The organism is Allobosea robiniae (assembly GCF_900102525.1).
GTDB classification, from domain to species: domain Bacteria; phylum Pseudomonadota; class Alphaproteobacteria; order Rhizobiales; family Beijerinckiaceae; genus Allobosea; species Allobosea robiniae.
The window spans coordinates 1-14,355 of the sequence record NZ_FNBZ01000017.1; the positions used below are offsets into that span (position 1 = coordinate 1).

At 64.9% G+C, this 14,355-nt stretch carries 16 protein-coding genes and 1 pseudogene; 13 read left to right on the forward strand and 4 right to left on the reverse strand.

Going from position 1 to position 14,355, the window contains the following annotated elements:
- Positions 1-57: 57 nt before the first annotated feature.
- Both BLQ70_RS25055 and BLQ70_RS25060 read right to left on the reverse strand, forming a co-directional pair.
- Positions 58-402, reverse strand: a complete 345-nt coding sequence (locus BLQ70_RS25055) for a hypothetical protein (RefSeq protein WP_091863023.1) — start codon at positions 400-402, stop codon at positions 58-60.
- A 360-nt stretch (positions 403-762) separates the two neighbouring features.
- Positions 763-1,605, reverse strand: coding sequence for a universal stress protein (locus BLQ70_RS25060; RefSeq protein ID WP_091863057.1), 843 nt, complete (start codon positions 1,603-1,605; stop codon positions 763-765).
- Between the two features lie 301 nt (positions 1,606-1,906).
- On the opposite strand from BLQ70_RS25060, the gene blh reads away from it, so the two are divergent.
- The 7 genes and pseudogenes from blh (at position 1,907) to hemN (ending at position 7,600) form a co-directional block, all read left to right on the forward strand.
- The gene (gene blh, locus BLQ70_RS25065; RefSeq protein WP_091863060.1) at positions 1,907-3,202 is read left to right on the forward strand and encodes a bifunctional sulfur transferase/dioxygenase Blh; all 1,296 of its coding nucleotides are present in this window, start codon (positions 1,907-1,909) and stop codon (positions 3,200-3,202) included.
- An 11-nt stretch (positions 3,203-3,213) separates the two neighbouring features.
- Complete coding sequence (gene bigR, locus BLQ70_RS25070) at positions 3,214-3,534, forward strand: sulfite-sensing transcriptional repressor BigR (RefSeq protein WP_170843522.1); 321 nt, start codon at positions 3,214-3,216, stop codon at positions 3,532-3,534.
- Entirely contained in the window at positions 3,531-3,938 is a 408-nt protein-coding gene (locus tag BLQ70_RS25075; RefSeq protein ID WP_091863029.1) for a YeeE/YedE family protein, read from the forward strand. The genes bigR and BLQ70_RS25075 overlap by 4 nt, the downstream gene beginning before the upstream one ends.
- On the forward strand, positions 3,935-4,378 hold the full coding sequence (locus BLQ70_RS25080; RefSeq protein ID WP_091863032.1) for a YeeE/YedE family protein: 444 nt from the start codon (positions 3,935-3,937) through the stop codon (positions 4,376-4,378). Before BLQ70_RS25075 ends, BLQ70_RS25080 begins: the two co-directional genes overlap by 4 nt.
- A 181-nt stretch (positions 4,379-4,559) precedes the next feature.
- A pseudogene (locus BLQ70_RS26085) lies at positions 4,560-5,300 on the forward strand (oxidoreductase); the annotation flags it as partial.
- 341 nt (positions 5,301-5,641) lie between these two features.
- Entirely contained in the window at positions 5,642-5,989 is a 348-nt protein-coding gene (locus BLQ70_RS26290; protein WP_425284639.1) for a metallophosphoesterase, read from the forward strand.
- Between the two features lie 267 nt (positions 5,990-6,256).
- Positions 6,257-7,600: an oxygen-independent coproporphyrinogen III oxidase gene (gene hemN, locus BLQ70_RS25095; protein ID WP_091863039.1), complete on the forward strand. Its 1,344-nt coding sequence runs from the start codon at positions 6,257-6,259 to the stop codon at positions 7,598-7,600.
- Between the two features lie 26 nt (positions 7,601-7,626).
- Here the strand turns inward: hemN and BLQ70_RS25100 are convergent, their stop codons facing one another.
- Entirely contained in the window at positions 7,627-8,226 is a 600-nt protein-coding gene (locus tag BLQ70_RS25100) for a UbiX family flavin prenyltransferase (RefSeq protein WP_091863042.1), read from the reverse strand.
- Positions 8,223-9,767 carry a UbiD family decarboxylase gene (locus BLQ70_RS25105; protein ID WP_091863045.1) on the reverse strand — a complete coding sequence of 515 codons (1,545 nt, stop codon included), beginning with the start codon at positions 9,765-9,767 and terminating at the stop codon, positions 8,223-8,225. The genes BLQ70_RS25100 and BLQ70_RS25105 overlap by 4 nt, the downstream gene beginning before the upstream one ends.
- 83 nt (positions 9,768-9,850) lie before the next feature.
- Between BLQ70_RS25105 and ubiT the strand changes: the two genes are divergently transcribed.
- The 6 genes from ubiT to BLQ70_RS25135 form a co-directional block, all read left to right on the forward strand.
- Positions 9,851-10,399, forward strand: a complete 549-nt coding sequence (gene ubiT / locus BLQ70_RS25110) for a ubiquinone anaerobic biosynthesis accessory factor UbiT (RefSeq protein WP_091863048.1) — start codon at positions 9,851-9,853, stop codon at positions 10,397-10,399.
- Positions 10,390-11,367: a ubiquinone anaerobic biosynthesis protein UbiU gene (gene ubiU, locus BLQ70_RS25115; RefSeq protein WP_091863051.1), complete on the forward strand. Its 978-nt coding sequence runs from the start codon at positions 10,390-10,392 to the stop codon at positions 11,365-11,367. The genes ubiT and ubiU overlap by 10 nt, the downstream gene beginning before the upstream one ends.
- Positions 11,368-11,391: 24 nt before the next feature.
- Positions 11,392-12,342, forward strand: coding sequence for a ubiquinone anaerobic biosynthesis protein UbiV (ubiV, locus tag BLQ70_RS25120; protein WP_091863052.1), 951 nt, complete (start codon positions 11,392-11,394; stop codon positions 12,340-12,342).
- Complete coding sequence (locus BLQ70_RS25125) at positions 12,339-12,710, forward strand: hypothetical protein (RefSeq protein ID WP_244512153.1); 372 nt, start codon at positions 12,339-12,341, stop codon at positions 12,708-12,710. Before ubiV ends, BLQ70_RS25125 begins: the two co-directional genes overlap by 4 nt.
- Before the next feature lie 116 nt (positions 12,711-12,826).
- A complete protein-coding gene (locus tag BLQ70_RS25130; protein WP_091863055.1) occupies positions 12,827-13,273 on the forward strand; it encodes a pseudoazurin in 447 nt (148 codons plus the stop codon).
- Positions 13,274-13,333: 60 nt separating this feature from the next.
- Positions 13,334-14,355, forward strand: a 1,022-nt coding sequence (locus BLQ70_RS25135; protein WP_091863065.1) for an NnrS family protein, incomplete at its 3' end; no start/stop codon positions are given.

Below are 14,355 nucleotides of genomic sequence, written 5' to 3' on the forward strand. Positions count from 1 at the left end.
GGCTGCGCTATCCAGACCGGCTGAGCCGACCGCGTTGGCGCCGAGGCCAACCGCACACTAACATTCAACCTGGACCTCTCGGCGGGGGCGGATCAAATGAGATGCGCGATGCAGGCTGGCCCAGATGACTGCGAAGATCGCACCAACTGCATAACCAATAGCGCTTGTCATCGCGACTAAGCCGGCGGCTCTGCCGAACTCGAAGCTTTCGACGACCCAGCCTGGTCGGATGAAATGCAGCCAGAACACGAAATTCAAAACGGCCTGGGCCAAGCCGCTCGCGACAAGCAGTGCCCACACCACATGCACTCCACCGAACAAAAGGGCGACCGAAATCCCGACGGCGTTAATGCGGACAGACCGTTGCTGCCCAGTCGTACTGGTTAAAGCGTGATTGGCCATGGCGCATCCTCCTCGGAAACGTTCGATGACAATCGGCCTTGCGCTGGCGCTTTCCTTGATATGCCTCAAACGACCCTCATCTTGATCGCCATGCGTGGCGGTTGGGAGGGGCGTCACGGCGGGACTCATTTGTCGCCCGGCTTGGCGGTCCTGTCCCGGATGGCCCGAACTCCCTTTTCGCTAGAGTCGAACCGCATGCTGAGGAGGGGCTGCGTGCACGCACGAGATAGAGCGTCCTGTCATCAGAACCAGGCTTCGAGGGCATGCGAAGAGCCTGCATCGTTCCCGGAAATTGCCAGGGCCAGCCAGTCCTGGCGCCCTCCCATAGGGTGACGGCAGCGTATTTTCGACGAGCCCTCCTCAGTGCGACATCACTAGCGGTAGCGAGCATGATTCAAGCAGCGATCGGGTAACTCCTCCGAGGATCCATTCGCGCAGTCGCGAATGGCGGAAGGCTCCACTGACGATCATAGATGCCCTGAACCCCGCAGCCTCGCGTTGAATGGCGTCCGCTACTGTCTCCTTCAGCCCGACGGTCGTATCGGACACCGTCACGTCTATTCCGTGACGTGCGAGATGCGGTGCGAGGTCGGTTCCCGGGACGGACGTTGAGAGATCCTTCTCACCCATGACCGAGACGACCGCGACAGTCTTTGCTGCTTTTAAGAAAGGCATTGCATCAGCAACGGCCCTTGAAGCGTTAGCGCTTCCGTCCCAAGCAATGATGATCCGTTCACAGGCGAAATCATTCCGACCTGGAGGCACGACAAGGACAGGGCGCCCGCTGCCGAAGAGGCAAGCCTCGATCAGATCCCAATACATCTGCGTTGCTGCTGGTTCGGCATTAAGAACGGCGATATCGTGGACGCGCGCCTGTGCGATAAAGCGATTGAGCAGGTCCTGATAGTAGAGCTGCGGGCTTTCGACCGTACAGACAACTCCGGCGAAATCCGCTTCCGCCTTTGCCACATCAGCGAAGTGTTCCGCCAGGGTGGCGATACGCCGGTTTTCCGCTGAAACGATCTTCTGAGCGAAAGCATTGAGTACGGAGTAGGGAACGTGGAACCGGCCAGCAGGCGCCTGGACCGTGAGATGGGCGTCTGCGTGACGCGCCAGCGACAGCCCGTAGCCAAATGCCGAGGCGTCTTCGTCGCGGCCCTCCTGCGGAATCGTCACCAGCACATTTTTCACGCCATCGATCATGATCGCCTCCCTAGCTATCAACACCATCATCTGCTCGTGCGGGCCGCGTTCCTTGCGTTGGATCAAACTATCACAGCGAAAAATGCTCTTGGATGCGAGCCGAACGTGCCTGATGCGGGACTCTCTTCGTGATGAAGCCGATCTCAACGTCTGCGCAGGATGGCCTCACCAAAATCAATCCGTCGCATCGGACGAAGCGGTTGGAACCCTGTCCGCGGAATCGGCCGAAGGCGGACTTGCATCTTGTTGATATACATTATACTTAATTGTATAATGAATCATGATCGAAAGGATGCTCGTGATGCCCGCCGTGAAGATCGACAACTGGCTGACGGTTGCCAGCCAGCCAAGGCAGGAGGCGCTCGCCACACTGGCGGCTGCCGGCTTCGCCACCATCATCAACAACCGGCCCGACGGCGAGGAGCCAGGGCAGCCCAGTAGCGCTACCGAAAAGGCTGCCCTTGAGCGGGCCAACCTTGCCTATCGCTTCATCCCCGTGACGGCGGCGACGATCACCGAAGCCGATATCCGCTCCTTCCAGGAGGCGGTGTCGGGGGCCAAGGGGCGTGTCTACGCCCATTGCCGCAGCGGCACGCGATCATTGACGCTGCACGTGCTGGGCGAGGTGCTGGCTGGGCGGATGAAGCCCGGCGAGGTTGAGGCCTTCGGTCGCGCGCACGGCTTTGATCTCTCCGGCGCAGTGCAATGGCTTGCCCGCAATGCGGCCCGGGCGCCGCGAGTGAAGGGCTGCTACGAGCCGCGCTCCGGCAGCATCCAGTATGTCGTCACCGATCCGAAGACGAGGCGTTGCGCGATCATCGACCCGGTCTATGAGTTCGATGAGAAGTCCGGGGCGACCGCGACGCATCAGGCGGACGCGATTCTCGCCTATGTGGCGCGCGAGGGTCTGACCGTCGAGTGGATCCTCGATACCCATCCCCATGCCGATCACTTCTCGGCTGCCCACTATCTCAAGCGGAAGACAGGTGCCCCGACAGCCATCGGCGCCCGCGTCACAGACGTCCAGAAGCTCTGGCAGGGCCTCTACAACTGGCCGGAACTTGCGACCGACGGCTCGCAATGGGACCGGCTCTTCGCTGAGGGCGACAGCTTCAAGGTGGGCGAGCTCACGGGGCGCGTGATGTTTTCACCCGGCCACACCCTTGCCTCCGTGACCTATGTGATCGGCGATGCGGCATTCGTGCACGACACGATCTTCATGCCGGATTCCGGCACGGCGCGGGCCGATTTCCCGGGCGGCAGCGCCAAGGCCCTGTGGGCGTCGATCCAGGCGATCCTGGCCTTGCCCGATGAGACGCGCCTGTTCACCGGGCACGATTACGAGCCTGGTGGACGCGCCGCCAGATGGGAGAGCACGGTCGGCGAGCAGAAGCGCGCGAACCCGCATCTGGCCGGCATGACGGAGGAGCGCTTCGTCGCATTGCGGGAGGCGCGCGACCGCACCCTGCCGATGCCGAAGCTGATCTTGCATGCGCTTCAGGTCAACATCCGCGGTGGCCGGCTGCCGGAGCCCGAGGCCAATGGCCGGCGCTATCTCAAGTTCCCGCTCGATGCGCTTGCGGGGGCCGCATGGTGATGGCTTCCGCAATGACCCGCCCGATGCCGCCGGCGGAGATGGAGGCGCGTGCCGGCGAGGTTGCCGCCTTGCTCAAGACATTGTCGCATCCGGCGCGTCTGAGACTCGCCTGCACCCTCGCCGAGGGCGAATACGCCGTCGGTGAGCTGGAGGAGCGGTTGGGCATCCGTCAGCCGACCCTGTCGCAGCAGCTCGGTGCGCTGCGTGAAGCCGGGGTCGTCACCACGCGCCGCGAGGCCAAGCAGATCTTTTACCGCCTGAGCGAAGAGAAGGCCGCGCGCCTGATCGAAGCCCTCTACGCCATCTATTGCGAACCGGAGCAGCACCCATGAGTGCCTATTGGCCTTCCCTGTTCGGCGGCATGTTGCTCGGCCTCTCCGCCGTCGCGCTGCTGCTGCTCGACGGGCGGATTGCTGGCATCAGCGGCATCGTCGGCCGCTTGCTCGGCGGCGGGCAGGTCCCGCTGAATGCGGCTTTCGTCATTGGACTCATAAGCGGCCCGCCGCTCTACATGTTGGCCTTCGGGAGCTTCCCGTCCGTGACCATCGCTGCTTCCTGGCCCCTGGTCCTCGTGGCCGGGCTCGCGGTCGGCATCGGCACGCGCATGGGCTCGGGCTGCACCTCGGGCCACGGCATTCTGGGGCTCGCCCGCTTTTCGAAACGTTCGTTTGCCGCGACCGCGACCTTCCTCCTCGCGGGGGGCGCCATGGCGACGCTGATGGAGTTCATGCGGTGAAGCGTCTCGCGCCGCTACGTATCGTCGTCGCGCTCCTCGCCGGCGCGCTCTTTGGCTTCGGCCTGTCGCTCTCCGGAATGCTGGATCCGGCGCGCGTGCTCGGCTTCCTCAATCTCGCCAGCGGGCATTGGGACCCGAGCTTGGCCTTCGTGCTCGGCGGCGCGGTGCTGGTGGCGGTACCCGGCGTCATGCTGCAACGCCGTCTGCGGCGCCCCCTGCTCGACGACAGCTTCCATCTGCCGGAGAAGACGGAGATCGATGGGCGGCTGGTGGCGGGCTCCGCACTGTTCGGGGCCGGATGGGGGCTCGCCGGCTTCTGCCCCGGGCCTGCGGTCTCGGCCCTGTCGATGGGGCTCGTCCCGGTCCTCCTGTTCGTCGCGGCGATGGCGGCAGGGATGATGCTGCATGACCGGGTGATCGCGCGGACGTTGCCGCGATGACATCGACCCTCGTTCCCGCGCTCGCTTCCGGCGGCCTCGTGGGCTTCAGCCTCGGGCTGGTCGGCGGGGGCGGGTCGATCCTCGCCACGTCGCTGCTCCTCTACGTCGTCGGCGTCGCCAGCCCGCATGTCGCGATCCGGCACTGGCGCACTGGCGGTAGCCATAGCGTCCATACGGTGCCATGCAACTCGCCGGCCCCGGGGTATTCGGGCCCCCGCGCGACAAGGATGGGGCGCTTGCGGTTCTGCGCGAAGCGGTTGCCACTGGTGTCGATCACATCGACACCAGTGACTTCTACGGCCCGCATCTCACCAACTAACTTATCCGCGAGGCGTTGTCGCCATATCCGGACAATCTGGTGATCGTGACCAAGGTCGGGGCGCGACGGGGAGAGGACGGTTCATGGCTGCCAGCTATGGGCTCGGAAGAGCTCGTTCGGGCCATTGAGGACAATCTCCGTAATCTCGGGGTCGACGCGCTCGACGTTGTCAATCTGCGGATCATGTTCGACAGCCATGGCCCGGTCGAGGGGTCTATCGCGGCGCCGCTGGAGGTACTCGCCGCGCTGAAGCGGCGGGGGGTGGTCCGGAATATCGGCCTCAGCAATGTGACCCCAGCCCAGGTGCAGGAGGCCCGAGGCATCGCGGAAATCGTCTGCGTGCAGAACCACTACAATCTAGCTCATCGTGGTGACGACATTCTGATCGATGACTTTGCTGAAGCCGGCATCGCTTATGTGCCGTTTTTCCCTTTGGGGGGCTTTGCTCCGCTGCAGTCGGCGGTCCTCGCCGAGGTCGCGACGCGGCTTGACGCAACCGCGATGCAGGTGGCGCTCGCGTGGCTGTTGCGGAGAGCGTCGAATATGCCCGCATTCGACGTCGCAGTATTCGCCGGCGATATCGGCAAGCCAACTGCGGCGGCAGTGGGTGGGATGCTGCAACAACAGCAGCGGGGGCCGCTCTCCGGTCGCCCAGTCGTTTACGTGCCTGGGAATCACGAATTCTACGGCAGCGAGATGAAGTCGAGCCTAGCCGCTGGTAGAGAAGCGGCCGAGGCAGCGGGGATCGAGCTGATCGCCCGCCGCACTGTCGTCATCAACGGTGTCCGCTTTATCGGCTGCATATCATGGACCGACTATCGCCTCCTCGGGACGCCTCAGCTGTCGATGGTATTTGCCGGGCAGGAGCTGAACGATCACAGACTCATTCGCTATCGCGAGGACTCATTCGCTATCGCGAGGACAGCGGTCACTACAGCCGCTTCATGCCCTGGCGTGCAGCGGCCGAACACCGGCTCGATCTTGCTTTCATTCGCAGCGCGCTTGTGAAGGCGCACGAGGGGCCGACCGTTGTGGTCACGCACCACGCGCCACACTCGCAATCGGTCCAGCCAAGACACCAGGGCAGCGCGCTGTCGCCGGCCTTCGTCTCGGATCTGAGTGCCCTGATCGAGGACTACCAGCCAGACCTCTGGATCCATGGCCATGATCACGGATCGCACGATTACAGGGTGGGGCGAACGCGCGTTTTGGCCAACCAGGCCGGTTACCCAAACCTGCACGGCGATCGAGAGAACCCATGCTTCGACCCTCTTTGCATCGTTGAGGTCTGATCAATCAATGAGCGGATTCGACCTGTTTTTTGTGACATGCCTTAGGTAGCGCTCGGATCGCCGGAGGCGAAGCCGGCGGCGGGGCCAGCGGGCTACGCAAGGCTTGATCGGCCGATTTCTCGATCGGCTTGCTGGAGTGAGGGGTGAGCGAGCGGCCGTCTCGGTCTTTTCGCGTTGGTCAGCTGCGCGTCTTTGCAGCATATCAAAGAACATGATTGGGCAGCGGGTTAAGCAAGGCTTCTTTGAACGGTTGATCGGAGCTGCACCATGCAGGCTACGCCATATCGAGACGAGCGGCTTCCGCGCTACACGAGCTACCCAACAGCTCCTCACTTTCACCCCAGCGTAGACAGTCTGTCATATGCAAGCTGGCTGAAGGCGCTGGCGGCGGGGACCTCGACGTCGCTCTACCTACATGTGCCGTTCTGCCGTTCGATGTGCTGGTATTGTGGCTGTCACACCACGGTGGCGCTACGAAATGGTCCGATCATCGACTATCTCGCCACGCTGCGCGGAGAGATCGCTTTAGTGGCCGAGCATTTGTCGGCGCCTGTGGACGTTCGGCATGTCCATTTCGGCGGCGGTACGCCAACAATTCTCGAACCGGCGGATTTCGTTGCGCTCGTCGCGGCGCTTCGCCAGCATTTCGCAATTCACCCCGAAGCCGAGATCGCTGTCGAGATCGACCCCCGCCGCCTCGCGCCCGCCATGACGGCAGCGCTGGCGGCGGCCGGCGTCAATCGGGCGAGCCTCGGGGTGCAGAGCTTTGATCCGGATGTGCAGAAAGCTATCAACCGTATCCAGAGCGTCGAGCAGACAGCCGCCGTGGTTGCGGGACTGCGCTGCGCGGGCATTAGTTCCGTCAGCTTCGACCTGATCTACGGCCTGCCGAAGCAGACTCTGCAATCCTGCATAGACACTGTCGAGCAATGTCTCGCGATGCGGCCCGATCGATTTTCGATCTTCGGCTATGCTCACGTGCCTGAGTTCAAAAAGCACCAGCGTCGGATCGCGACAGCGGACCTTCCTGATGGCCAGGCACGGCACGAGCAAGCAGAGACGATGGCGCGCAGTCTCGCTTCAGCTGGCTATATTCGCATCGGGCTGGATCATTTCGCCCGGCCGGAGGACCCGATGGCCAGGGCGCTTTCGCAGGGCCGGTTGCACCGCAATTTCCAGGGCTACACCACCGATCCCTGCGAGGCGCTGATCGGTTTCGGAGCGTCGGCGATCGGGCGCCTGCCGCAAGGGTATGTGCAAAACGAGGTGGTGATCGGCCACTATGCTGAGCGGATAGCAGGCAGCGAGTTGCCGACCGCCAGGGGCTATCGCCTGACGCCCGAGGACAGGTTGCGTGCGGAGCTGATCGAGCGTGTGATGTGCGACCTTTCTGTTGATATCGACGCCGTTTGCGCTCGGCATTCTGTTGATGCCGGCGTGCTCGCGACGTCACGCAGCGCGCTGGTGCAGCTCGCAGGCGAGGGCCTGGTGGACTTCGACGGCAGCCGCGTCCTGCTACCTGAGAACGGGCGCCTGCTCGTCCGCAAGGTCGCCTCGACCTTCGACGCCCACCTCGCTCACGCGCAACGGCAATACAGCCGCGCCGTCTAAGCGGCGCGTCAGGACAGGCTGAGCGGTCACCGGTCCGCTTCGCCCCCGCGCCATTCGTTGATCGGCAAGACTTCGGCTCCGAGACCGAGGTCGAGCAGCCCGATGGCGCGCAGTGCGATCAGATCGATTAGATCCGCGATCGTGCCGGGCTTCAGGTAGAAGGGCGGTACCGGCGGCGCGACGACGGCGCCGCATTCGGTCACCTGGGCCATGGCGCGCAGATGGCCGAGATGTAGCGGGCTTTCGCGCACGAGCAGGACTAGCCGCCGTCGTTCCTTGAGGTGGACATCGGCAGCCCGCACCAGAAGAGTGTCGAGTTGGCCGTAGGCGATGGCGGAAAGGCTGCGAATCGAGCAGGGCGCGACGATCATGCCCGCCGTACGAAAGGAGCCGCTGGCGATGGTGGCGCCGATGTCGCGATGATCGTGACAGCAGGATGCCAACTGTCGCGCTCGTGTCGGAGCATCTGGGCCGATCTCCGCAGACAGCGTCCGTTCGGCTGCCGCCGAGATAATGAGATGAGTCTCAATCCCGCCGGCTTCTACCAGCCGCTCGAGCACGCGCAGGCCGATCGCCGCGCCGGAAGCGCCGCTGATCCCGACGACAACACGGGGCGTTCGGCTCATCGTGCCGGGCCGGTCGGGCGCAGGCCGAGTGAGGGCCAGAGCGCATCGATGCGGGCTATGACCTGCGGATCCATCGCCATCGGCCGTCCCCATTCCCGCTCGGTCTCGGGCGGCAGCTTGTTGGTGGCGTCGATGCCGAGCTTGCCGCCGAGCCCCGGCTTCGGCGAGGCGAAGTCGAGATAGTCGATCGGCGTGTCGGTGAGCGTGACGAGATCGCGGCTGGCATCGGCCCGGGTCGCCACCGCCCACATCACCTGCGCCCAGTCGCGTGGGTCAATATCACCGTCCACGACGATGACGAGCTTGGTATAACTGAACTGCGGCAGCAGCGACCACAGGCCGAGCATCAGGCGCCGCGCCTGACCGGGATAGCGCTTGGCGATGGCGACGACGGCGATCCGGTAGGAGCAGGCCTCCGGCGGCAGCCAGACATCGACGACCTCCGGGAACTGCCGTTGCAGCAATGGCAGGAACAGCACGTTGAGCGCCTCGCCGATGCGCGATGGCTCGTCCGGCGCCCGGCCGGTGAAGGTCGAGAGATAGAGCGGCGCCCGCCGCATGGTGACCGCAGTGACTCGCATCACCGGGAAGGGCTCGACGGAATTATAGTAGCCGGTGTGGTCGCCATAGGGACCTTCCGGCGCGGTCCCGTCGGGTGAGACGAAGCCCTCGATCACGATCTCGGCCTCGGCCGGCACCGAAAGCGGAACGCTGACGCAAGGCGTAAGCACCGGCCGCTCGCCGCGCAGCAGACCGGAGAAGCGCAGTTCCGGCACCGTCTCCGGCAAGGGCAGCACCGCTGAAAGGATCGTCGCCGGATCGGCACCGATCACCACCGCGACCGGCATCTCGCGGCTAAGCCGGCGCCATTGTGCATGATGGCGCGCGCCACCGCGATGGGCGAGCCAACGCAGGATCGCGCGATCGCGTCCAAGCACCTGCATCCGGTAGACGCCAAGATTGCTCTCATCCTCGGGCGCAGGCTCCGGCGACACGGTCAGGATCAGCGGCCAGGTGATCAATGGCGCAGGTTCGTCCGGCCAGCAGAGCTGCACCGGCAATGCCGTCAGATCGATCGCATCGCCCCGGAAGACGCGGTCCTGCACCGGTGCCCGGCGGCATTCGCGCGGGCGCATCGAAAGGGCGGCGCGGGCCAGCGGCAGGGCCTGCCAGGCTTCGCTCAACCCGCGTGGCGGCCGCGGCTCGCGCAGTTCGGCGAGCTTGCTGCCGAGAGCCGGCAGGTTTCCAGCCGTGACGCCCAGCCCCCAGGCGACGCGTTCGACCGTGCCGAACAGGTTGGTCAGGAGCGGAATCGGCGAGACCGCCCCGTCTGGCAGCAAGGGACGCTCGAACAGCAGCGCCGGCCCGTTCCCCGCGATGACACGGCGATGGATCTCGGTGACCTCGTGCACGACGCTGACCGGCTCGGCGATCCGCCGGAGCTGTCCGTTGGCGTCGAGATGGGTGAGGAAGGCATTGAGGTCGCGGAAGCGAGGCAGGTCACGGATCGGCAAGGGCAGGAACTCCGGTTGCCGGACCATCGCCCGCTTCAATCGCGGCCGTCTTTGCGCGGGCGCAACGAGCGCGGCGGCTGCCGGCCTAGTTTCCAGGTCGGAGGTAAGCGATGCCGGAATCGGAGACGACAGGACTGCGGGTGATGCCCCCGCGATTGCCGTCATGGCTGTCGCGAGCGGTCGCGCCCCTGCCGCTTGCACCCCTGCAGCCGGCGCTGGCGCTGATGCTCGCCCGCATCAGCCGCGCCCATCCCGATCTCTACGACCGCCTCGGCAACCACGCCGAAAAGCGCTTCGGCATCGGCCCGACCGATCTGCCCTTCGCCTTCGTGCTGGAGCCGCGGCCGAGCCGGCCGCTGGCACGCGCCGTCCGCTCCTTGCCGGGCGGGCTCGATGCCAGCATCCGTGGCCCACTCGCCGGGCTAATCGGCATGGCCGAGGGCACACTCGACGGCGACGCCCTGTTCTTCTCGCGCGTGCTCTGGGTGGAGGGCGACGTCGCCGCCGCGCTCGCCCTGCGCAACGCCATCGACGATGCCCGCATCGATTTCGGCAAGCTCCTTCTCGGCGGCTTCGGGCCGCTGGGCGTCCGCTTCGCCGATGCCGTGCGTCAGCGGATACGAACCTTGCCGGCCGCGGGAGGCACATCGTGGAGCTGATCTGCCCGGCCGGAACGCCGGCAAGCCTGGAAGCCGCCGTGGAAGCGGGAGCGGATGCGATCTATTGCGGCTTCCGCGACGAGACCAATGCCCGCAACTTCCCCGGACTGAATTTCTCGCGCGATGAGCTGAAAAAAAGCATCGCCTTCGCCCATCGCCACGGCGTCAAGGTGCTGGTGGCGATCAATACCTTCGCGCGCGCCGGTTCCTTCGGGCTCTGGCAGGCGGCGATCGACGATGCCGTCGCGGCCGGGGCCGATGCCTTGATCCTCGCCGATCTCGCGACGCTCGACTATGCCGCGCGACGCCACCCGGCGCAGCGGCTGCATGTCTCGGTCCAGGCCGGGGCCGCCAATCCCGATGCGATCCGCTTCTATGCCGAGAGCTTCGGCGCCCGCCGCGTGGTGCTACCGCGCGTGCTCAACGTCATGGAGATCGCCGCGATCGTCCGCGAGAGCGCTGTCGAGACCGAGGTCTTCGTCTTCGGCGGCCTCTGCGTGATGGAGGAGGGTCGCTGCTCGCTCTCCTCCTATGCCACCGGGCAGTCGCCGAACATGAACGGCGTTTGCTCGCCAGCGAGCGATGTCGCCTATGCCGAGCGCGACGGGCAGGTCGTCTCGACGCTCGGCGGCTTCACCATCAACAGTTTCGGCAAGGGCGAGCCGGCGGGCTACCCCACCCTGTGCAAGGGCCGCTTCGCTACGCCGAAGGGCTCTGGCTACATCTTCGAGGAACCGGTCAGCCTGGATGCCGCCGTGATGCTGCCGGCGCTGCGCGATGCCGGAGTAACGGCATTCAAGATCGAGGGCCGCCAGCGCGGTCGTGCCTACATCGCGGGAGTTGTGCGCTCCTTCCGTAAGATTCTGGCGGCGATTGACGAAGGGCGCAGCCCTCCTGCGGCCGATCTCGCTGCCATGGCGGAAGGGCAGACGAGCACGGTTGGTGCCTATCGCAAGGGCTGGCGCTAGCAAGTCCAAGAGAAGGAACAGACGATGCAGCTCACCCTCGGCCCCGTCCTCTATCATTGGACGCCGGAGCGCTGGCGCGAATTCTATTTCCGGATTGCCGACGAAGCGCCGGTGGACACGGTCGTGATCGGCGAGGCCGTCTGCTCCAAGCGGACGCCCTTCAAGCAGGATCACATCCCCGCAGTGATCGAGCGGCTGGAGGCTGCGGGCAAGCGCGTGCTGCATGCCTCGCTGATCCTGGTCTCGCTGCCGCGCGAGCGCCGCCAGACCCGCGAGTTGGTGCAGGCCGACGAGGCCGAGGTCGAAATCAACGACCTGACCTGCCTGACCGGACTGACGCGGAAGCCTTTCGCGGTCGGCCCCTTCGTCAACGTCTACAACGAGGCGGCCGCTGGCTTCCTGGCCGCGCGGGGCGCGACGCGCATCTGCCTGCCACCGGAATTGCCGCTGCCTGCGATTGCAGTCATTGCTGCCGCGCAGCCGAAAGTCGCGACCGAGGTCTTCGCTTTCGGCAAAGTGCCTCTGGCGATCTCGGCGCGGTGCTATCATGCGCGAGCCCACAAATTGACTAAGGATAATTGTCGCTTCGTCTGTGAGCAGGATCCCGACGGCATGCCCGTCAAGACGCTCGACGGTGCCGAATTTCTCTCCGTGAACGGTGTACAGACCCTGTCGGCTGGCTGTGCCAGCCTGCTGCGTGACGTTCCCACGTTGCGTCATGCCGGCGTGGCTTCTCTGCGTCTGTCGCCGCAGTGCTGCGACATGGTCGCGGTCGCGCGGTTGTTCCGCGATGTGGTCGACGAGCGCATCGATCCAGGAGAGGCCGAAAGGCGATTGGGCGAGATCTATCCCGATGTGCCGTTCTCGAACGGATTCCTGTACGGGGCGCCCGGTCATGTTCGGATGGAAGTGGGCGGCGGCAGTCTGGGCGCGATGCACCGAGGCCCGCCTGTGCGCGGAAGGATGCTGTCATGAAGACCGTGTTAGACGGAGACGGCGACCATGAGTTCCAGCCTGACGTAGCGACGAGTTCTGCGAGCCAGTTGATCGGTCGATTGCGACGCGTATTGCGCCCTGAGGATCTGGATTGTGCTTGTCGCGAAACGCTGAGTGGAGCGCTCGCCCGCTTCGACGAGCAGGAACGCCGGCGTGAGACGCGTCGGCGACTTGCCGCCGCGCGCGAGCACAAGGAGCGCATAGCCTCGATCCTGCATTTCCTGTCGGAGCTGGATGCGCTGAGCGAAGCCGAAAACGATCGAACCGTTTTCGAGGAGTTCGCGCTCCTTTTCGTCGAAATCGAGCGCAGTGGGGAGGCCGCGGTCTCGGCATTGCGCGGCCTGTAGACCCGTCCAATCTCTCCGTGCTCTTTGCGCTAGCGCAACATGTAGGCGGTTCGCTCCCTCTAATGTTGCGGTGCAGCGAGAAACCGATGAGTTCGCTGCAGCGATGGAGAAGTCAAATGTTCAGGACCATTCTTACCGGCGCGCTGATGACGCTGGCGATTGCCGGCGCGAATGCCGCCGAAGTTGAAGTGAAGATGCTCAACAAGGGCACTGCCGGCGCCATGGTGTTCGAGCCCGCGATCGTGAAGATCGCACCAGGTGATACGGTGAAATTCGTTCCCACCGACAAGAGCCATAACGCGGAGAGCATTCCCGAGATGATGCCGGCCGGGGCGGCGCCCTTCTTGGGCAAAATGAACGAGCAGGTCGAAGTCACCTTCACCGAGAACGGTGTCTACGGCGTCAAGTGCAAGCCGCACTACGGCATGGGCATGGTTGCTCTGGTTGTGGTCGGCGAGCCGACTAACCTCGAAGCGGCCGCAGCCGCCAAGCATCCGGGCAAGGCCAAGCAGGTGTTTGCCGAGTTGGTCAGCAAGGCCAACCAACTCGCCAAGGCGCAGTAGTTAAAAGCCCGGCAACCGGGCGCGGCCGGATATTGTCCGGCCGCAGGAAGGACAGGATCCATGGCACCCATACCGCGACTGCGGGCCTATGACGGGCCCGCGCTTCTGTCCTACGGCTTTCGGCCATTCTTCCTCCTAGCGGCCCTGCACGCTGGCCTGGCGATCTTGGCCTGGTTGCCTTTCGTCGCCGGTCGTCTCGCCGTTCCGACGTCGTTCATGCCTGTGGACTGGCACGTTCACGAAATGCTCTTCGGCTATCAGGCCGCCGCGATCGGCGGCTTCCTACTGACCGCTATCCCGAACTGGACCGGTCGCCTGCCCGTCCAGGGCAAGCCGCTTCTGGTCCTTGTCCTCGCATGGCTTGTTGGACGTTTCGCCGTCTCGGCTTCGGCCTTGATCGGCTGGCATCTGGCCATGGCGATCGATGCGCTGTTCCTCACGCTGCTCGCCGGTGCGGCCGCACGCGAGATCATCGCCGGCCGGAACTGGAGCAATCTCAAGGTCGTGGTGCTGATCGGGCTTCTGCTGGCGGCGAATCTTGCCTTCCATCTCGAAGCGGGACTGACCGGAAGCGCTGATTTTACCCGCCGTTTTGCGATTGCCGTCGTCCTAATGCTGGTTATGCTGATCGCCGGGCGGATCGTGCCGAGCTTCACGCGCAATTGGCTGGCGCAACGAAGCGAGGGACGCATGCCGGTTCCCTTCGGCGCCTACGACAAGGCGGTCCTCGCCGGCAGCGCCCTAGCGCTCGCGTGCTGGACCGCTGTACCGGATACCATCGCGACCGGTGTAGTGCTGATGCTTGCCGCAGGGCTCCACCTCTTCCGGCTCGCGCGCTGGGCGGGCGATCGTACCTGGCGCAATCCGCTGCTTGTGATCCTGCATGTCGGCTACGCCTTCGTACCACTGGGTTTCGCGCTCTCGGCAGCGGCGAGCTTCGCGCTGGTCGGCCCCGGCGCCGGTTTGCATGCCTGGACGGCCGGCGCCTTCGGCACCGTGACGCTCGCGGTGATGTCGCGGGCCAGCCTGGGTCATACCGGGCGCCCGCTCGTCGCGACCGCGGCAACGCAGGCCTGCTACGC